This window comes from Klebsiella sp. GG_Kp146 (assembly GCF_040061975.1).
GTDB lineage: Bacteria > Pseudomonadota > Gammaproteobacteria > Enterobacterales > Enterobacteriaceae > Klebsiella > Klebsiella quasipneumoniae.
This window is the reverse complement of sequence record NZ_JBEAHA010000018.1, coordinates 17,429-36,459: the sequence shown is the minus strand read 5'-3', so window position 1 is coordinate 36,459 and position 19,031 is coordinate 17,429. Positions and strand designations below refer to the sequence as shown.

The window sequence follows — 19,031 nt, the reverse complement described above, 5'->3', positions numbered from 1 at the left end:
GCAAAGTGAGCGCGACGGGCGGTTAAGGAAACAATTGTCGACTCTGGCGGCGAAACAGGGTGATTAATGACGCCGTTAGCGGCGTCTGCCGGGTGTCGCGCCGCTGGATCAGAAAATAGGCCGCCGTCGGCAACGCTTCGCGGACGGGGATCATCATCAGCTTGTCCGCCATCATCGGATCGTTGCCGAGCTCCACCGGCAGGATACTGAGAAAATCGCTTTTCACCACCAGGCTGATGCACGACGAGAAGGTCTCGCACACAATATCCACCTTTGGCGCCAGTCCGGCCTGATTAAACCGGTCCTGCAGCTGTTTAAAGTAGCTGCCGCGCGGCGTCGGCATGGTCCAGTGGTGATCCATCAGCTCCACCAGCGAGGTGGCCTGCGCCGCCGGATGCCCCGCGCGGGCGAAGACCGCGAACGGTTTCTCAAACAGTTTTTCAAAGCTGAACTCATGGTCGTACGGCCCGGGATAGTAGGTGTTGATGGTGAAATCCAGCTCCCCCTGGCGCAGCTCATTGATCATCGCCAGCAGCTGGCCCTCCATGATCCGCACCTTCACCTGCGGATGCTGCTGATGAAAGCGGCAGATCACCGACGGCATCAGCGACCGGGCGACGCTGGCGCCAAGGCCAATATTGATCTGCCCGGCCTGCTCTCCCTGGCGCTGCAGCAGTTCATCCTGCGCCGCCCGCAGCTCCTCGAGGATCAGGCTCGCATGTTGATAAAAACTTTCGCCATCGTCAGTCAGCGCCACCCCCTGGCGGCGGCGGACGAACAGCTGAGCGGAAAGCCCCTCCTCCAGCTCTTTAATCGCTTTGGTCAGGGCCGGCTGCGAGACCGCCAGCGAGCGGCTGGCGCCGCGAATACTCCCTTCCCGGGCCACCTCGACGAAGGCGCGAATTTGATGAAATTTAATCTGAAATGCCATGCTTTTGGTGATAACCGTTGTTTATCAGACGGAAGAAAATGACATCTACTGTAATCCATCAGGCTGTGGCAGGTTAAGAGCGTTAAGGCCTGTAGCGCGTCAGTGATAAACAAAAGCTATCACATCGTGAACGCCGTCACATTTTTTACTTATGACAGGATAAGCTATGCCGCAACTTGATGAATACCTGCGCCAGCTGGCGCCAGCCATGACCCAATGGCGCCGCGATTTTCACCTGCACGCTGAATCCGGCTGGCTGGAGTTTCGCACCGCCAGCAAGGTGGCGGAGATCCTCGACGGGCTCGGCTACCAGCTGGCGCTGGGGCGTGACGTCATCGATGCCGACAGCCGGATGGGGCTGCCGGATGAGGAGACCCTGACCCAGGCTTTCGAGCGCGCCCGCGAGCAAGGGGCGCCGGAACGCTGGTTGCCGGTGTTTGAAGGCGGGTTCGCCGGCGTGGTGGCGACGCTCGACACCGGACGTCCCGGCCCAACCCTGGCCTTTCGCGTCGACATGGACGCCCTCGACCTCAATGAGCAGCACGATGACAGCCACCGCCCCCATCGCGACCATTTCGCCTCCTGCAACGCCGGCATGATGCACGCCTGCGGCCACGATGGACATACCGCCATCGGGCTGGGTCTGGCGCATGTGCTCAAGCATTATGCCGCCCAGCTCAACGGGGTCATTAAACTGATTTTCCAGCCTGCTGAAGAGGGTACCCGCGGCGCCCGCGCGATGGTGGCCGCCGGCGTGGTGGACGAGGTGGACTATTTCACCGCCATCCATATCGGCACCGGCGTTCCGGTCGGCACCGTGGTGTGCGGGGGGGACAACTTTATGGCCACCACCAAATTCGATGTGCAGTTTAGCGGCGTGGCCGCCCATGCCGGCGGTAAGCCTGAAGATGGGCGCAACGCGCTGCTCGCCGCCGCCCAGGCCGCCCTTGCTCTGCACGCCATCCCACCGCACAGCGCCGGCGCGTCGCGGGTCAACGTTGGGGTGATGCAGGCTGGCACCGGACGCAACGTGGTGCCCTCTTCGGCCCTGTTAAAAGTGGAAACCCGCGGCGAAAGCGAAGCCATCAATCAGTATGTTTTTGACCGGGCGCAGCACGTCATCGCCGGGGCCGCGGCGATGCATCAAGCCGGGTACGAGTTACGCATGATGGGCGCGGCCACCGCCAGCGCCCCGTCGCCGGCGTGGGTGGCGTACCTGCGCGAACAGGCCGCCCTTGTGCCCGGCGTGCAGCAGGCGGTGGATCGCATCGCCGCCCCGGCGGGATCGGAAGACGCCACCCTGATGATGGCCCGGGTCCAGGCGCGCGGCGGCCTCGCCTCGTACATGATATTCGGCACCGAACTGAGCGCCGGTCACCACAACGAGAAGTTTGACTTCGACGAGAGCATAATGACGGTCGCGGTCGACACCCTGGCGCGCGTCGCGCTTAACTTTCCCTGGCAGCGGGGGGTGTGATGGAACCCATCTTTCAGTTTGTGGACGAGGTGATTGAGGCAAGCCGCGAGAGGTATTGCGCTATCGCCGATGATATCTGGGATCACCCGGAGACGCGCTTTGAGGAGTTCTGGTCCGCCCGCCGGCTGGCGGACGCCCTGGAAGCGGAAGGTTTTCAGCTTACCCGGGATGCCGGCGGGATCCCCAATGCTTTTATCGCCAGCGTTGGCGAGGGCCAACCGGTTATTGCCCTGCTGGGCGAGTTTGACGCCCTGGCGGGTCTTAGCCAGCAGGCCCACTGCGCGGAGCCGACATCGTCGACGCCGGGGGGCAACGGTCACGGCTGCGGGCACAATCTGCTCGGGACGGCGGCTTTCGCCGCGGCGGTCGCCGCTAAAAAATGGCTGCAGCAGCACGGCGGCGCAGGCACCCTGCGCTTCTACGGTTGCCCGGGGGAAGAAGGCGGCTCGGGCAAAACCTTTATGGTGCGCGAAGGGCTGTTTGATGACGTCGATGCGGCCCTCACCTGGCATCCAGAGGCCTGGGCCGGGATGTTCAGCACCCGCACCCTCGCCAACATTCAGGCGGCGTGGCGCTTTACCGGCACCGCCGCCCACGCCGCCAATTCGCCGCACCTGGGGCGAAGCGCCCTGGACGCGGTCACCCTGATGACCACCGGCAGCAACTTCCTGAATGAACATATTATCGAGAAGGCGCGGGTTCATTACGCCATTACCGATACCGGCGGCGTCTCGCCCAACGTCGTCCAGGCCCAGGCGGAAGTGCTGTATCTGATCCGCGCGCCGGAGATGGCCGACGTGGAACAGATTTTCGCCCGCATTGAGAAGATTGCCCAGGGGGCCGCGCTGATGACCGAGACCCACGTCAGCTGCCGCTTTGAAAAAGCCTGCTCGGGCTATCTGCCCAACCGCACGCTCGAAGCGGCGATGTACCAGGCGGTATGCCATTACGGCACGCCGGCATGGAGCGACGACGAGCGCGCCTTTGCCGCAGCGATCCGCGCCACGCTCAGCGACAACGATATCAACAACAGCCTGAACAATATCGCCGGCACCGGCGGCGAGGCGGGGAAAACCTTCGCTCGTCGCCACCGCGACACGCTGCTGATTGATGAGGTGGCGCCGTGGGCGGCTACGGATACGCTCCTCGCCGGCTCCACCGACGTCGGCGACGTCAGCTGGAAAGCGCCGGTGGCCCAGTGCTTCAGCCCCTGCTTCGCGGTGGGTACCCCGCTGCACAGCTGGCAGCTGGTGAGCCAGGGACGCACCGCCATCGCCCATAAAGGGATGCTGCTGGCGGGGAAAGTCCTCGCGGCGACGGCGATCCGCTTATTCAGCGACCGCGCGCTGCTGGAGGCCAGCCAGCGAGAGCTCAGGCAAGCGCTGGCCGAACATCCCTACCGCTGCCCGATCCCGGCGGAGGTGAGACCGTCGGTTTTACGCTAACCATACAGACCAGACCGCTCCTGACAGACGCTGACCGGCATCGCGGCACGCACCGACCATAATAACCGCCGGCAGTACGGGAGCAGGCCTGCCTAACACAACAACGACAACAGAGGAACGCCCATGAGTATGTCATCCATACCGTCGCCTTCCCCCGCCGGAAAGCGCTATGGCTGGGTAGAGAAGATCGGTAATAAGGTCCCACACCCGTTTTTGCTGTTTATCTATCTTATCGTGGCGCTGATCGCCGCCACGGCGATACTCTCCGCCTTCAACGTCGGGGTCCAAAATCCTGCGGACGGGTCGCGGGTGGTGGTCAAAAACCTGCTCAGCGTGGAAGGGTTGCACTGGTTTCTACCGAACGTGATTAAAAACTTCAGCGGATTCGCGCCGCTGGGGGCGATCCTCGCCCTGGTGCTGGGCGCCGGCTTTGCCGAGCGGGTGGGCCTGTTGCCCGCGCTGATGGTGAAGATGGCCTCCCACGTTAGCGCCCGTTATGCCAGCTATATGGTGCTGTTTATCGCCTTTTTCAGCCATATCTCTTCCGACGCCGCGCTGGTGATCATGCCGCCGCTGGGGGCGCTGATGTTTCTCGCCGTCGGTCGGCATCCGGTCGCCGGCCTGCTGGCGGCCATTGCCGGCGTGGGCTGCGGATTTACCGCCAATTTACTGATCGTCACCACCGACGTGCTGCTCTCCGGGATCAGCACCGAGGCGGCCAAATCCATCGATGCCTCTCTGCACGTCAGCGTGATCGACAACTGGTACTTTATGGCGACCTCGGTGATCCTCCTGACCCTCGTCGGCGGTTTGATCACTGACAAGCTGGTGGAGCCGCGGCTGGGCCAATGGCAAGGCAGTCGTGATGACAAGCTGCAGACGCTGACCGCCGAGGAGCGTTTCGGCCTGCGCATCGCCGGCGTGGCGACGCTGGCGTTCGTGGCGGTCATCGCCCTGATGGTGGTTCCCGAAAACGGTATTCTTCGCGACCCGGTTCAACACACGGTCATGCCCTCGCCGTTTATCAAAGGCATCGTGCCGCTGATCATCTTTTTCTTCTTTGTCGTGTCGCTGGCTTACGGCATCGCCACCGGCAAAATTCGCCGCCAGGCCGATCTGCCGCAGCTGATGATTGAGCCGATGAAAGAGATGGCCGGATTTATCGTGATGGTCTTCCCGCTGGCGCAGTTCGTGGCGATGTTCAACTGGAGCAATATGGGTAGGTTTATGGCCGTTGGCCTGACGGACCTGCTGGAGAGCGCCGGCATGAACGGCGTCCCGGCGTTTGTCGGTCTGGCGCTGCTGTCGGCTTTTCTGTGTATGTTTATCGCCAGCGGCTCGGCCATCTGGTCGATTCTGGCGCCGATCTTCGTGCCGATGTTTATGCTGCTGGGCTTCCACCCGGCGTTTGCGCAGATCCTGTTTCGCATCGCCGATTCATCGGTGCTGCCGCTGGCGCCGGTTTCACCGTTTGTGCCGCTGTTTCTCGGTTTTTTACAGCGCTACCGACCGGACGCCCGCCTCGGGACATACTATTCGCTGGTGCTCCCTTACCCGCTGATTTTTCTCGCCGTCTGGCTGCTGTTGCTGGTGGGCTGGTATCTGGCAGGACTGCCCATCGGCCCTGGCATCTATCCGCGGCTTCCTTAAGCCGTTGAAGCGCCAGGGACGGCGGCTTACGCTTAACGCGGCACCTTCACTTTGACCTTGCGGGGGAGATCCGCGGCTCCGGCGAAGATGCCGAAAAGCGCGCGATACCCGCGTTCGAGCAACAGCGTGAGGCCATGGATAACCAGGCCGCTGAAGATCAATACGATTACGCCAGTCAGTATATATTGCATAGCCCCACCTCTGAGTTATTAACCGCGCCGCGCCGACGGCACCTTCCCGGGCGCGCAAAGCTGCGCGGAGGACCGGCGTCGTCAGCTTAAAAGTAGCAAAAACCATGCCCGATAACCCGCCAGGATCGATCCAAAAATAAATCAACGTAACGGCCGCTGGCTGCCGGTCGATGATGCGGGTTTATCTTTTGGGAGTATAGTTGACCGCCGCCGGCGCGTGGTATCGTGTGGCCCTCGTGTACGATGGTGGATGACCGAAACGATGTTGACCTTGCTGCAGGATAAAATGGATACCCCGCTGGGGGCGCTGTGGGTGCTCTGCGACGAACAGTTTAATTTGCGCGCCGTCGAGTGGGACGAGCACCGCGATCGGATGGAAACCCTGCTCGATGTACACTATCGCCGGGAAGGCTATCAGCGCGTCGACTGCCGCAATCCAGGCGGTCTCAGCAGTAAGCTGAACGACTATTTTGCCGGCGATCTGGCCGTCATCGAGACCCTGCCTACCGCCACCGCCGGCACCCCTTTCCAGCGCCAGGTCTGGCGGGCGTTACGCGAGATCCCCTGCGGCCAGGTGATGCACTACGGTCAGCTGGCCGAGGCGCTCGGTCGTCCCGGCGCGGCGCGCGCCGTGGGGGCCGCCAATGGCGCCAACCCGGTGAGTATTGTGGTGCCCTGCCATCGGGTCATCGGGCGTAACGGCACGATGACCGGCTATGCCGGCGGCGTGCAGCGTAAAGAGTGGCTTCTGCGCCACGAGGGCTATCTGTTGCTTTAACTGAAAATGCGTTTTCGGAATTTTCAGGTAATTTTACAATCCAATGTGGCTGAATAATCTTTTTTTAATCAAGCAGATATCAGCCTGTGTTGATTTACCCTGCTGATATTACGTGTTTCAGAGCCTGAAGACTTACCTGCTCATCAAAAAGATGTTAAAATTGACCAATATCAATTAAGGCCTGAGCAGACATATGATCCCTGAGAAGCGAATTATTCGACGCATTCAGTCTGGCGGTTGTGCTATCCATTGTCAGGATTGCAGTATCAGCCAGCTCTGCATCCCCTTTACTCTGAACGAGCATGAGCTTGATCAGCTGGATAATATTATCGAGCGGAAAAAGCCCATCCAGAAAGGTCAAACCTTGTTCAAAGCGGGCGATGAGCTGAAATCGTTGTACGCCATTCGCTCCGGGACCATCAAAAGCTACACCATCACCGAGCAAGGCGATGAGCAGATTACCGGCTTCCATCTGGCGGGCGATCTGGTGGGCTTCGACGCCATCGGCACCGGCCTGCACCCGAGCTTCGCCCAGGCGCTGGAAACCTCGATGGTGTGCGAGATCCCCTTTGAAACCCTCGACGATCTTTCCGGAAAAATGCCGAATCTGCGTCAGCAGATGATGCGCCTGATGAGCGGTGAGATCAAAGGCGACCAGGATATGATCCTGCTGCTTTCCAAAAAGAACGCCGAAGAGCGCCTGGCCGCGTTTATCTATAACCTGTCACGCCGTTTCGCGCAGCGCGGTTTCTCTCCCCGCGAGTTCCGACTGACCATGACCCGCGGCGACATTGGCAACTATCTCGGCCTCACCGTCGAAACCATCAGCCGTCTGCTGGGGCGTTTCCAGAAGAGCGGCATGCTGGCGGTGAAAGGCAAATACATCACCATTGAAAACGGCGACCTGCTGGCCCAGCTGGCCGGTCAAGCGCGCAACGTCGCTTAATCTCCGCGCTACACCTGGTCAGGATCGGCATTTTTTTCAGATTTGTTGATCTGACCAGGCTCCTCCCCTGTTTCAATTCATCCATATAGGTTATCTTTTTAATAACTGACGGTAGCTGCAGTTGTAAGGAGACCCTGTATGGCGAAGTATCAGAGCATGCTGGTAGTAATAGATCCTAACCAGGACGACCAGCCGGCGCTAAGGCGAGCGGTGTACCTGCACCAACGGATTGGTGGACGCATCAAAGCCTTTTTGCCGATCTATGATTTTTCTTATGAAATGACCACCCTGCTGTCGCCGGACGAACGGACGGCGATGCGTCAGGGCGTCATTGCCCAACGAACGGCCTGGATCCGCGAGCAGGCGAAATTCTATCTTGAATCCGGTGTGCCGATTGACGTGAAAGTGGTGTGGCACAACCGCCCCTTCGAAGCCATTATTCAGGAAGTGATCAGTGAGAAACACGACCTGCTGCTGAAGATGGCCCACCAGCACGACAAGCTGGAAGCGGTGATCTTCACCCCGACCGACTGGCATCTGCTGCGTAAGTGCCCCTGCCCGGTCTGGATGGTGAAAGATCAGCCGTGGCCGGAAGGCGGTAAAGCGCTGGTCGCCGTCAATCTGGCCAGTGAAGAGAATTATCACAACACCCTCAACGAGAAGCTGGTTCGCGAGACGCTGTCGCTGGCGGATGAAGTCAACCACACAGAAGTACACCTTATCGGCGCCTATCCGGTCACCCCGATCAATATCGCGATTGAGCTGCCGGATTTCGATCCCAGCGTCTACAACGACGCCATTCGCGGTCAGCATCTGCTGGCGATGAAAGCGCTGCGGCAAAAGTTTGGCATTGACGAGAAATTCACCCATGTGGAAAAAGGGTTGCCTGAGGAGGTGATCCCGGATCTCGCCGAGCATCTGCAGGCGGGGATCGTGGTGCTGGGTACGGTCGGACGCACCGGCCTCTCCGCGGCGTTCCTTGGCAATACCGCGGAGCAGGTCGTCGACCACCTGCGCTGCGATCTGCTGGTGCTTAAACCAGAGGCCTATCAGACGCCGGTGGAACTGGACGACGACGACGACGATTAACCTTCCCTCCCGGAACGTTCACCTTCCCCCGCCTCGCGGGGGATTTTTTTGCCCGCGTTCCCTCAGGCACAAAAAAGGGCCGCTTGCGGCCCCGTCATTGCATGGCGATCATGAACGACTCAGTGGATACCCAGACGCCAGGCCAGATCGATCTCTTCTTTCAGCTCCAGCGAGGAGAGCGCCATCAGGTCAGCAAATTCCAGCTCCAGCAGTTTAAGTTTTTTCAGATACTGCGCTGGGGTCATGACGGTAGTGTCGCGGCGTAAGAATTCGATGGCCATCTGCGTTGGGGTTAACTCGGTATCCATAATATCCTCTGTCTGATGTAAGAACCGGAACATTATATCACCTCTCGCCGCTTATTTTATGAACAATTCCTGGCATCCTTCTACATATAAAAAAGCCGTCTCACAGGAGACGGCTTATAAACAAACGTTGTAAAACAATAATGTTACATTACAGCGCTTTCAGGATCGCATCGACGCTGGCTTTGGCATCACCAAACAGCATATGGGTGTTCTCTTTAAAGAACAGCGGGTTCTGTACGCCGGCGTAACCGGTGTTCATCGAACGCTTAAAGACCACCACGTTCTGCGCTTTCCACACCTCAAGCACCGGCATACCAGCAATCGGGCTCTTCGGATCGTCCTGCGCCGCCGGGTTGACGGTATCGTTAGCGCCAATGACCAGCACGGTGTCGGTGTCGCTGAAATCATCGTTGATCTCATCCATCTCCAGCACGATGTCGTAAGGCACCTTGGCCTCCGCCAGCAGGACGTTCATATGCCCCGGCAGACGGCCGGCGACCGGGTGAATGCCAAAGCGCACCTTAATGCCGCGCGCCCGCAGCTTCTCGGTGATCTCGGCTACCGGATACTGCGCCTGCGCCACCGCCATACCATAGCCCGGGGTGATGATGACCGAGTGCGAATTTTTCAGCATCTCCGCCGTCTCTTCGGCGCTAATTTCGCGGTGCTCGCCCACTTCTTCATCGCCGCCGCTGGAGGAACCATCGGTGCCGAAGCCGCCGGCGATCACGCTGATAAAGGAGCGGTTCATCGCCTTACACATTATGTAAGAGAGGATGGCGCCGGAAGAGCCCACCAGCGCGCCGGTGACGATCAGCAGGTCATTGCTCAGCATAAAGCCCGCCGCCGCCGCCGCCCAGCCCGAGTAGGAGTTGAGCATAGAGACCACCACCGGCATGTCCGCGCCGCCGATAGAGGCCACCAGGTGCCAGCCGAAGGCCAGCGCGATCGCGGTCATCACCAGCAGGCACAGGACCTGGGTGCCGGTGCTGTCGGAGCGCACGAAAATTACCATCAGTACGAAGGAGACCACCAGCGCCGCCAGGTTCAGCTTATGGCGATTAGGCAGCATCAGCGGTTTGGAGGAGATCTTGCCGCGCAGTTTACCAAACGCCACCACCGAACCGGTGAAGGTCACCGCGCCGATGAAGATGCCGAGGAACACTTCGGTCAAATGGATATTGACCAGAATCTGCTCCATACCGGTTTCATGCTGCAGGTAGCTGTTAAACCCTACCAGCACCGCCGCCAGGCCCACGAAGCTGTGCAGGATGGCCACCAGCTCCGGCATCTCGGTCATTTCGACCTTCTTCGCCAGACGAATACCGATTGCCCCGCCGATCACCATCGCGAGGATAATCCAGCCGACGTTGCCGGCGTCCGGCCCCAGAATGGTGGCGATCAGAGCGATGGCCATCCCGGCGATGCCGAAATAGTTGCCCTGCTGCGAGGTTTCGTGTTTCGACAGACCCGCCAGGCTGAAAATAAACAGGATTGCAGCAACAATGTATGCAGCTGTAACTAATCCACCAGACATGTGCTACCCCTTATCCTTTGCGAAACATTTTCAGCATGCGCTGAGTCACGGTAAAACCACCGAAAATATTAATGCTGGCGATCAGTACCGCGATAAAGCTCAGGAAGCTGACCCAGCCGCCGTGGCCTATCTGCAACAATGCGCCAACCACGATAATGCCCGAAATGGCGTTCGTCACCGACATCAGCGGCGTATGCAGGGCATGGGAGACATTCCATACCACGTAGTAACCCACCACGCAGGCCAGCGCGAAGACGGTGAAATGGCCGAGGAACTCTTTTGGTGCCACGTTGGCCAGCCAGCCGAAGAGGATAATCGCCAGCGCAATCAGCGCATATTTGCGCCACGGCGACGCCGGTTTGACCTCTTCTTTCGGTGCTTCCACTTTTTTCGCCGCGGCCTGCGGCTGAGCGGAGACCTGAATCGGCGGCGCCGGCCAGGTGATTTCGCCTTCGCGCACCACGGTAACGCCGCGCACCACCACGTCATCGAAATCGATAACGATATTGCCGTCTTTCTCTTTGCACAGCAGCTTCAGCAGGTTCACCAGGTTAGTGCCGTAGAGCTGGGAGGACTGGGTCGGCAGACGGCCTGGGAGGTCGGTATAACCGATAATTTTCACGCCGTTGGCGGTGGTCACCACTTCGCCCGGCACGGTGTACTCGCAGTTGCCGCCGTTTTGCGAGGCGAGATCGACCACCACGCTGCCCGACTTCATTGAGTCAACCATTTCCCGGGTGATCAGCTTCGGCGCCGGTTTGCCCGGTATTAACGCCGTGGTGACGATAATATCGACCTCTTTCGCCTGGGCGGCGAACAGCGCCATTTCGGCTTTGATAAAGGCCTCGGACATCACCTTGGCATAGCCGTCGCCGCTGCCCGCTTCCTCTTTAAAATCCAGCTCGAGGAACTCGGCGCCCATACTCTGCACCTGCTCCTTCACTTCCGGGCGGGTATCGAAGGCGCGGACAATCGCGCCCAGGCTGTTGGCGGCGCCAATCGCCGCCAGTCCAGCTACCCCGGCGCCGATAACCATCACCTTGGCAGGCGGAACTTTGCCTGCCGCCGTGATCTGCCCGGTAAAGAAACGACCGAATTCATGGGCCGCTTCAACGATAGCGCGGTACCCGGCGATATTGGCCATTGAGCTGAGCGCATCCAGCGACTGGGCGCGTGAGATACGCGGCACCGAATCCATCGCCATCACGTTGATATTACGGGCCGCCAGTTTTTCCATCAGCTGCGGGTTTTGCGCCGGCCAGATAAAGCTAATCAGCGTGGTTCCTGGGTTTAACAGGGCAATTTCATCGTCATTCGGGGCATTGACCTTGAGGATGACATCAGACTGCCACACCTCGTCGCCGGTCACGATTTCAGCCCCTGCCTGGGCAAAGGCCTCATCGTCAAAGCTGGCCAGCTTCCCGGCGCCGCTTTCTACCGCGACGCTAAAGCCGAGTTTGAGCAACTGCTCAACGGTCTTCGGCGTGGCGGCGGCCCGGGTCTCCTGGGCTAGCCTTTCTTGTGGTACACCAATACGCATAGTTTTCCCTTCCATCGGTTTTTGATGATGGTTTACTTTTCTGACCAACAGCGACAGGACGGCAAAATCATCCTCGCCATCTTTCGCTGTCTGCAAAATGAAACAGTAACAAACTTTTTATAACCTACTGAAAATAGCGATTGTGATCTACAGCGATAAAACAGAAATTTTGATTTTATTGCTTATTGTCAGCACAGATGGTTCCGGGCAGCAATATTTACCTGAATTTGCCTCTCAGGCCTGATAATCCGCTTATCCAGTGGTATAAAACGCCATTTATCGCCATTGAGATCATTGTATTAACATTACATTAACTAATAAAAGTGGTATCGATTATCGTTTTTGCTGGTCAAGCGGCTGTTTTTTCAACATATCGAAAAATGTTATCTTTCCGTAGTATACGATTCGGGCGGCACGCAAAAAATGACGCAGACAGTCACGGCGATTAAATGCAATAATCAAACGTTTTCAGTCAACAACAACACCAGTATATGGTTTGCGCAAGGCAAAGGATTATTTTTATGAAGCTTAAAAACACCCTCCTGGCGTCTGCTCTCCTGACAACCGCCACGTTGTCTGCCCACGCAGCGACCGAGTTGACCCCGGAGCAGGCGGCTGCGCTGAAGCCCTACGATCGCGTTGTCGTCACCGGCCGCTTTAATGCCATTGGCGACGCGGTGCAAGCGGTATCGCGCAAAGCTGACAAAGACGGCGCGGCCTCATTCTATGTTGTCGACACGTCGGATTACGGCAATGGCGGCAACTGGCGCGTCACGGCTGACCTCTATAAAGACGACGCGCCGAAAGCGGATGCGCCGAAAAATCGCATCATCAATGGCGTGATGGAGCTGCCGAAAGATCAGGCCGTTGAGCTGATGCCTTACGACACCGTCACCGTCCAGGGCTTCTATCGCAGCCAGCCGGAAGTGAACGACGCCATCACCAAAGCGGCGAAAGCGAAAGGCGCCTATGCGTTCTTCATCGTCCGCCAGGTGGACGCCAACCAGGGCGGCAACCAGCGCATTACCGCCTATATCTACAAAAAAGATGCGGAAAAACGCGTTCTGCAGAGCCCGGACGCTATCCCGGCTGATTCTGAAGCCGGCCGCGCGGCGCTGGCCAAAGGCGGCGAAGCGGCGAAAAACGTCGAAATCCCGGGCGTCGCCACCACCGCGGCGGTTGGCTCCGGCACCGGCGTAGGTCGTTTCTTCGAGACCCAGTCGTCAAAAGGCGGACGTTACACTGTCACGCTGCCGGACGGCACTAAAGTTGAAGAAGTGAACAAAGTGACTGCGGCGCAAATGGTGCCGTTCGATAACATCAAGTTCACCGGCAACTACGGCAACATGACCGAGATCTCCTATCAGACGGCAAAACGCGCGGCGAAGAAAGGGGCGAAGTACTATCACATTACCCGCCAGTGGCAGGAACGCGGCGGCAACATCACCATCAGCGCCGATTTGTACAAATAATCGCTGCTGACTGGCTAAAAAGGCGGCGCATTGCCGCCTTTTCATTTTTTTTCATCCCCCGCCATTGCATGGCCCCCGGACACTCCGTAAAATCCCGCGCCTTAGCGCAATCCTCCATTTTTATGCGATTTCGCAAAATAAATATTCTGGAACAGCCATTTTCACCTCGGGAATGCAATGGAAAAGAAACTAGGCCTGAGCGCCCTGACCGCCCTGGTCCTCAGCTCAATGCTCGGCGCTGGCGTATTCAGTTTGCCGCAAAATATGGCGGCCGTGGCCAGCCCTTCCGCTCTGCTCATCGGCTGGGCGATTACCGGCGTCGGGATCCTGTTCCTCGCCTTCGCGATGCTGCTGTTGACCCGTATTCGTCCCGACCTCGACGGCGGGATCTTCACCTACGCCCGCGAAGGGTTCGGCGAGCTGATCGGCTTCTGTTCCGCCTGGGGCTACTGGCTGTGCGCGGTGATCGCCAATGTCTCCTATCTGGTGATCGTCTTTTCGGCGCTCAGTTTCTTCACCGATACCCCTGAGCTGCGCCTGTTTGGCGATGGCAACACCTGGCAGTCTATCGTTGGCGCTTCAGTTCTGCTGTGGGTGGTCCACTTCCTGGTCCTGCGTGGCGTGCAGACGGCGGCGGGGATTAACCTGGTCGCCACCCTCGCCAAGCTGTTGCCGCTGGGGGCGTTTGTCGCCCTCGCCGCCCTGGCCTTTCAGCTGGATACGTTCCGCCTCGATTTCAGCGGCCTGGCGCTGGGCGTACCGGTGTGGGAGCAGGTTAAAAACACGATGCTGATCACTCTGTGGGTGTTTATCGGCGTCGAGGGCGCGGTGGTGGTCTCCGCCCGCGCGCGACACAAGCGGGACGTTGGCCGCGCGACGCTGCTGGCGGTGCTTTCGGCCCTCGCGGTGTATCTGCTGGTCACCCTGCTGTCGCTGGGCGTGGTGCCGCGTAGCGAACTGGCCGAAATGCGCAACCCGTCGATGGCGGGACTGATGGTCAGACTGATGGGCTCGTGGGGTGAAATTGTGATTGCCGCCGGGCTTATCGTGTCGGTGTGTGGCGCTTATCTCAGCTGGACGATCATGGCCGCCGAAGTGCCTTACCTCGCCGCCACTCACAAAGCCTTCCCGCGCCTGTTCGCCCGCCAGAACCGCAACAACGCCCCCTCCGCTTCGCTGTGGCTGACCAATATCAGCGTTCAGGCGTCGCTGGTCCTCATCTGGCTGACCGGTTCGGACTACGGCACCCTGCTGACCATCGCCTCAGAGATGATCCTCGTGCCCTATCTGCTGGTCGGCGCCTTTTTGCTCAAAATCGCCACCCATCCGCTGCATAAAGCGGTGGGTATCGGCGCTTGCATTTATGGCTTATGGTTATTATACGCGTCGGGACCTGTGCATTTGCTGTTGTCGGTGGTACTTTACGCTCCGGGTCTTCTGGTCTTTTTGTACGCCCGACGTACGCACCAGCACGATCGTTCGCTCAAACGCCGCGAATTGGCGCTAATTGGTTTATTGCTGGTTGCCGCTGTGCCGGCAACGTGGATGCTGGTGGGGTAAGCGGTCGCCCTGCCGAAGAAATCAAAGGAGATACCCATGGCTGAACAACAGCCCCGCCCGGTTCTGATCACAGGAGGAGGCCGCCGCATCGGCCTCGCGCTGGCGCACCATTTTCTGCAGCAACACCAGCCGGTGATCGTCAGCTATCGCACGCCCTATCCGGCGATCGAAGACCTGCGCGAAGCGGGCGCCCTCTGTCTGCAGGCCGACTTCAGCAGCGATGACGGCATTCTGACCTTTGCCGAAGCGGTTAAATCGCATACCAGCGGCCTGCGGGCCATCATCCACAACGCCAGTGACTGGATGGCGGAGAAGCCGGGCGTACCGCTCAGCACGGTGATCAACCGCATGATGCAGATCCACGTCCATGCCCCCTATCTGCTCAACCACGCGCTGGAGGAGCTCCTGCGCGGCCACGGCCATGCCGCCAGCGACATTATCCATATCACCGATTACGTGGTGGAGCGCGGGAGCGATAAACATATCGCCTACGCCGCCAGCAAGGCCGCGCTGGACAACATGACCCGCTCCTTTGCCCGCAAGCTGGCCCCGGAGATCAAAGTCAACGCCATTGCGCCGTCGCTGATCATGTTCAATGAAGGTGACGACGAGGCTTATCGTCAGCAGGCGCTGGATAAGTCGCTGATGAAAATCGCCCCGGGCGAGAAAGAGATCAGCGACCTTATCGACTATCTGTTTACCAGCCGCTACGTGACCGGCCGGTCATTCGCCGTCGACGGCGGTCGCCCTCTGCGTTAGTGGAAGCGGCTCCAGCCAACAATCAACAGCCACGCGCACAGCCCCCAGCACCCCACTGCGCCTGCCAGCGCCAACGGCAGGCGCATGATCCCGGTGAAGTACCACAGCGACAGCAGATAGATAAAATAGGGAACGATCGACCACATGCCGAACACGATAGTGGTGCGCAGGGCTTCAATACCGCGCTCGCTGGCGACAATATAGTGGGCGATGAGCGCAAAGGTGGGAAACAGCGGAACAAGTCCGGCGATGGCGTAGTTTTTGGTTTTCGCCAGCACGCCAATCAGCACCACCACCAGCGCGCCCAGCAGCCCTTTGATTAACAGCCCCATGTCCTTATGCCTTAACAATGAATCAACAAGTTAGCGCAGCATAGCGGAATTAGCGCTGTTTATAAAAGAGGAATGGCGGGTAAAATAGGCGCGGTGTATGTTACTTCTTTTACTGATGTGCAATAGACATGAATAAAATCGTTTTTGTTGAGGATGACCCTGAGGTAGGGGCGCTGATCGCCGCCTATCTCGGCAAGCATGATATGGATGTGGTGGTCGAGCCTCGCGGCGACCGCGCAGAGGAAGTGATCGCGCGGGAGAAACCGGACCTCGTGCTCCTGGACATTATGCTGCCCGGCAAGGACGGAATGACGCTCTGTCGCGATCTGCGTGGGCAATGGCAAGGGCCGATTGTCCTGCTGACCTCGCTCGACAGCGATATGAACCATATCCTCTCCCTGGAGATGGGCGCCAGCGATTATATCCTGAAAACCACCCCGCCGGCGGTGCTGCTGGCGCGACTGCGTCTGCATTTGCGCCAGCATATCGCCCCGGCGGGAGCAGGCGCGCCTGCGACGCTCACCCCGCACAAGACCATCTCCTTTGGCTCACTGACCATTGACCCGGTCAACCGCCAGGTACTGCTCGGCGGAGAAAGCGTCGCCCTGTCTACCGCCGATTTCGACCTGCTGTGGGAGCTGGCTACCCACGCCGGGCAGATTATGGACCGCGACGCCCTGCTGAAAAATTTACGCGGCGTCACCTACGACGGGATGGATCGCAGCGTCGACGTCGCCATCTCGCGCCTGCGCAAAAAACTGCTCGATAACGCCACAGAACCCTACCGGATTAAGACGGTACGCAATAAAGGCTACCTCTTCGCCCCCCACGCCTGGGACAACTGAGCGTTCCTTCTGCGGCCCTGAAAGGGGCCCGTTTACCGCCTGTTCCCCGGCGGCATGCGCATCGCATTTTCCGCCGCCTTCGCGCTGGCGGGCCGCCGCCAGTTTGTCATATTGAATAAATCAATATGTTTCGCCGTACAGAAGCCCATCACATAACCCCTCAATATGATTGTGCTCAAGGACTTACCGTTATCAGAGTGGCATAAAGCCTGAAAACACAGGACTTTTGCATGATGAAATACGTTGTACTTTTGGCACTTACCCTCTTCACGTCACTCTCTGGCTGGGCTTTTTCCCTCGACAACGCCGATATCCGGCTCCTCTGTCCACAGCGCGGGCAAATTAAGGTGCTCCTCCACCGCTATCAACATACCCAGCAATCCTGGGGAGATCACCATTTCGAAACCGGCGGCGGATACGTGCGCCAGGGGCCGCTGCTGGTGATCCCGTTTGCTAACCTTGATCAGATGATTTACCACCAGACCACCGGCGAATTTGCTTACTGGTATGCCGAAGCAAAACAGCTGGTGCGCTGTCGACTGCTGAGCCTGGCCACCCTCTATCCGGTGGATATCCCCTACTATCGCGAGTAGCGCCCAGCGGCGCGCAGATGACACTGGACATAATCCTTGCCTAATGCAGAGGTAAGCTCGCAATAAGTGACACTGTCACATTTTCAACGACGTCGCTCCCCCCGGCTGGCTATTGTCAGGGGGCATAAACCCTGCTTTGATAGCGTATCGGTTACTCCCGCGCGGGCCTCGGCTCGCCCCGGTAAACCCGAGACGTTTCCGCCTCGCCGGGCAGATGGTCCCGAGGCGCCGGCAGGTTTCTCTTTTTGACTATGCGGTAATGTAATGAAAAAGCTGTTCGTGCAGTTCTACCTTCTGCTCTTCGTCTGCTTTCTGGTGATGACCATGCTGGTGGGCCTGGTCTATAAATTTACCGCTGAACGCGCCGGCCGGCAGTCGCTTGACGATCTGATGAAAAGCTCACTGTATCTGATGCGCAGCGAGCTGCGGGAAATTCCGCCTCGCGACTGGAGCAAAACGCTGAAAGAACTGGACCTAAATCTGTCGTTCGACCTGCACATCGAACCGATGAGCAAATTCAAATTGTCGGAAAGCTCGATGCAGCACCTGCGCGCCGGGGATATCGTCGCGCTCGACGACCAGTACACCTTTATCCAGCGCATCCCCCGCAGCCACTATGTGTTATCCGTGGGCCCGGTGCCCTATCTCTATTTTCTGCATGAAATGCGTCTCCTGGACGTAGCGCTGATGGCGTTTATCGCTATCTCGCTGGCCTTCCCGGTGTTTATCTGGATGCGTCCGCACTGGCAGGACATGCTGCGCATTGAGACCGCCGCCCAGCGCTTTGGCGAAGGCCACCTCAGCGAGCGTATTCATTTTGACAGCATGTCCAGCTTTGAGCGGCTCGGGGTGGCCTTCAACCAGATGGCCGACAACATTAACGCCCTCATTGCCAGTAAAAAGCAGCTGATTGACGGCATCGCCCATGAGCTCAGGACGCCGCTGGTGCGCCTGCGCTACCGTCTGGAGATGAGCGAAAACCTCACCGAGGCGGAATCGCAGGCGCTGAACCGCGATATCGGCCAGCTGGAGGCGCTCATAGAAGAGCTCCTGACCTACGCCCGTCTCGACCGCCCGCAGACGGAGCTCAGCCTGACCACCCCCGATTTCCCCGCCTGGATCCGCGACCACGTCGAGGATATCCAGATGGTCAACCCGCAGCGCGAAGTCGGCCTGGCAACGCTGACCCGCGGCAACTATGGCGCGCTGGATATGCGGTTGATGGAGCGGGTGCTGGATAATCTGGTGAACAACGCCCTGCGCTACAGCGGTCAGCGGGTAGCGGTCAGCCTGACCCTGCAGGGTTCCCGCGCGTCGTTGCAGGTCGACGATGACGGCCCGGGCATTGCCCCCGAGGAGCGCGAGCGGGTGTTCGAACCTTTTGTTCGTCTTGACCCCAGCCGCGATCGGGCGACCGGAGGCTGCGGCCTCGGCCTGGCCATTGTCCACAGTATCGCCCAGGCGATGGGGGGCGACGTTCGCTGCGAGGCCAGTCCACTCGGCGGCGCCCGCTTCTGCTTTAGCTGGCCGGTCTATCATCAGTTGCCCGATTTTACCTCTGCCTGAATAAAACTTGCG

At 59.0% G+C, this 19,031-nt stretch carries 18 protein-coding genes; 12 read left to right on the top strand and 6 right to left on the bottom strand.

The genetic code is table 11. The features are described from left to right. Positions 1-22: 22 nt before the first annotated feature. Positions 23-931, bottom strand: coding sequence for a LysR family transcriptional regulator (locus ABLU95_RS19070; RefSeq protein ID WP_044522727.1), 909 nt, complete (start codon positions 929-931; stop codon positions 23-25). A gap of 166 nt (positions 932-1,097) precedes the next feature. On the opposite strand from ABLU95_RS19070, the gene ABLU95_RS19065 reads away from it, so the two are divergent. From ABLU95_RS19065 to abgT, 3 genes are all read left to right on the top strand, one after another. Further along, positions 1,098-2,408, top strand: coding sequence for a M20 family metallo-hydrolase (locus ABLU95_RS19065; protein ID WP_348880195.1), 1,311 nt, complete (start codon positions 1,098-1,100; stop codon positions 2,406-2,408). Continuing rightward, positions 2,408-3,853: a M20 family metallopeptidase gene (locus ABLU95_RS19060; protein ID WP_087849873.1), complete on the top strand. Its 1,446-nt coding sequence runs from the start codon at positions 2,408-2,410 to the stop codon at positions 3,851-3,853. The genes ABLU95_RS19065 and ABLU95_RS19060 overlap by 1 nt, the downstream gene beginning before the upstream one ends. A gap of 123 nt (positions 3,854-3,976) precedes the next feature. Beyond that, positions 3,977-5,503, top strand: coding sequence for a p-aminobenzoyl-glutamate transporter (gene abgT, locus ABLU95_RS19055; RefSeq protein ID WP_049013443.1), 1,527 nt, complete (start codon positions 3,977-3,979; stop codon positions 5,501-5,503). A gap of 32 nt (positions 5,504-5,535) precedes the next feature. Here abgT and ABLU95_RS19050 read toward each other — a convergent pair whose 3' ends face one another. After that, positions 5,536-5,694, bottom strand: a complete 159-nt coding sequence (locus ABLU95_RS19050) for a hypothetical protein (protein ID WP_023289507.1) — start codon at positions 5,692-5,694, stop codon at positions 5,536-5,538. Between the two features lie 262 nt (positions 5,695-5,956). Between ABLU95_RS19050 and ogt the strand changes: the two genes are divergently transcribed. The 3 genes from ogt (at position 5,957) to uspE (ending at position 8,507) form a co-directional block, all read left to right on the top strand. Then, positions 5,957-6,472 (top strand): methylated-DNA--[protein]-cysteine S-methyltransferase, encoded by a 516-nt coding sequence (gene ogt, locus ABLU95_RS19045; protein WP_023289506.1) that lies wholly within the window; start codon positions 5,957-5,959, stop codon positions 6,470-6,472. Between the two features lie 193 nt (positions 6,473-6,665). Next, positions 6,666-7,418 (top strand): fumarate/nitrate reduction transcriptional regulator Fnr, encoded by a 753-nt coding sequence (fnr, locus tag ABLU95_RS19040; RefSeq protein ID WP_004887031.1) that lies wholly within the window; start codon positions 6,666-6,668, stop codon positions 7,416-7,418. Between the two features lie 138 nt (positions 7,419-7,556). Next, the gene (gene uspE / locus ABLU95_RS19035; protein WP_348880193.1) at positions 7,557-8,507 is read left to right on the top strand and encodes a universal stress protein UspE; all 951 of its coding nucleotides are present in this window, start codon (positions 7,557-7,559) and stop codon (positions 8,505-8,507) included. 119 nt (positions 8,508-8,626) lie between these two features. Here uspE and ABLU95_RS19030 read toward each other — a convergent pair whose 3' ends face one another. The 3 genes from ABLU95_RS19030 to pntA all read right to left on the bottom strand — a co-directional run bounded on the left by ABLU95_RS19030 (position 8,627) and on the right by pntA (position 11,892). Further along, positions 8,627-8,815, bottom strand: coding sequence for a YdiH family protein (locus ABLU95_RS19030; RefSeq protein ID WP_004887037.1), 189 nt, complete (start codon positions 8,813-8,815; stop codon positions 8,627-8,629). Between the two features lie 148 nt (positions 8,816-8,963). After that, positions 8,964-10,352, bottom strand: coding sequence for a Re/Si-specific NAD(P)(+) transhydrogenase subunit beta (gene pntB, locus ABLU95_RS19025; RefSeq protein WP_023289505.1), 1,389 nt, complete (start codon positions 10,350-10,352; stop codon positions 8,964-8,966). A 10-nt stretch (positions 10,353-10,362) separates the two neighbouring features. Next, positions 10,363-11,892 (bottom strand): Re/Si-specific NAD(P)(+) transhydrogenase subunit alpha, encoded by a 1,530-nt coding sequence (gene pntA / locus ABLU95_RS19020; RefSeq protein WP_048297428.1) that lies wholly within the window; start codon positions 11,890-11,892, stop codon positions 10,363-10,365. A gap of 521 nt (positions 11,893-12,413) precedes the next feature. On the opposite strand from pntA, the gene ydgH reads away from it, so the two are divergent. From ydgH to folM, 3 genes are all read left to right on the top strand, one after another. Further along, on the top strand, positions 12,414-13,364 hold the full coding sequence (ydgH, locus tag ABLU95_RS19015) for a DUF1471 family protein YdgH (RefSeq protein ID WP_004887044.1): 951 nt from the start codon (positions 12,414-12,416) through the stop codon (positions 13,362-13,364). 177 nt (positions 13,365-13,541) lie between these two features. Beyond that, the gene (locus ABLU95_RS19010; protein WP_065882261.1) at positions 13,542-14,924 is read left to right on the top strand and encodes an amino acid permease; all 1,383 of its coding nucleotides are present in this window, start codon (positions 13,542-13,544) and stop codon (positions 14,922-14,924) included. Positions 14,925-14,960: 36 nt separating this feature from the next. Next, positions 14,961-15,683, top strand: coding sequence for a dihydromonapterin reductase (gene folM / locus ABLU95_RS19005; RefSeq protein WP_032452696.1), 723 nt, complete (start codon positions 14,961-14,963; stop codon positions 15,681-15,683). On the opposite strand, the gene ABLU95_RS19000 is transcribed toward folM, so the two are convergent. Beyond that, positions 15,680-16,015 (bottom strand): GlpM family protein, encoded by a 336-nt coding sequence (locus ABLU95_RS19000; RefSeq protein WP_023289501.1) that lies wholly within the window; start codon positions 16,013-16,015, stop codon positions 15,680-15,682. The genes folM and ABLU95_RS19000 overlap by 4 nt on opposite strands. 128 nt (positions 16,016-16,143) lie before the next feature. Here ABLU95_RS19000 and rstA point away from each other — a divergent pair, with 128 nt between their 5' ends. The 3 genes from rstA (at position 16,144) to rstB (ending at position 19,019) form a co-directional block, all read left to right on the top strand. Next, positions 16,144-16,860, top strand: a complete 717-nt coding sequence (gene rstA, locus ABLU95_RS18995; protein WP_023289500.1) for a two-component system response regulator RstA — start codon at positions 16,144-16,146, stop codon at positions 16,858-16,860. A 230-nt stretch (positions 16,861-17,090) separates the two neighbouring features. After that, positions 17,091-17,453: a hypothetical protein gene (locus ABLU95_RS18990; RefSeq protein WP_023289499.1), complete on the top strand. Its 363-nt coding sequence runs from the start codon at positions 17,091-17,093 to the stop codon at positions 17,451-17,453. Between the two features lie 264 nt (positions 17,454-17,717). Further along, positions 17,718-19,019: a two-component system sensor histidine kinase RstB gene (rstB, locus tag ABLU95_RS18985; RefSeq protein ID WP_065882260.1), complete on the top strand. Its 1,302-nt coding sequence runs from the start codon at positions 17,718-17,720 to the stop codon at positions 19,017-19,019. Positions 19,020-19,031: the final 12 nt, after the last annotated feature.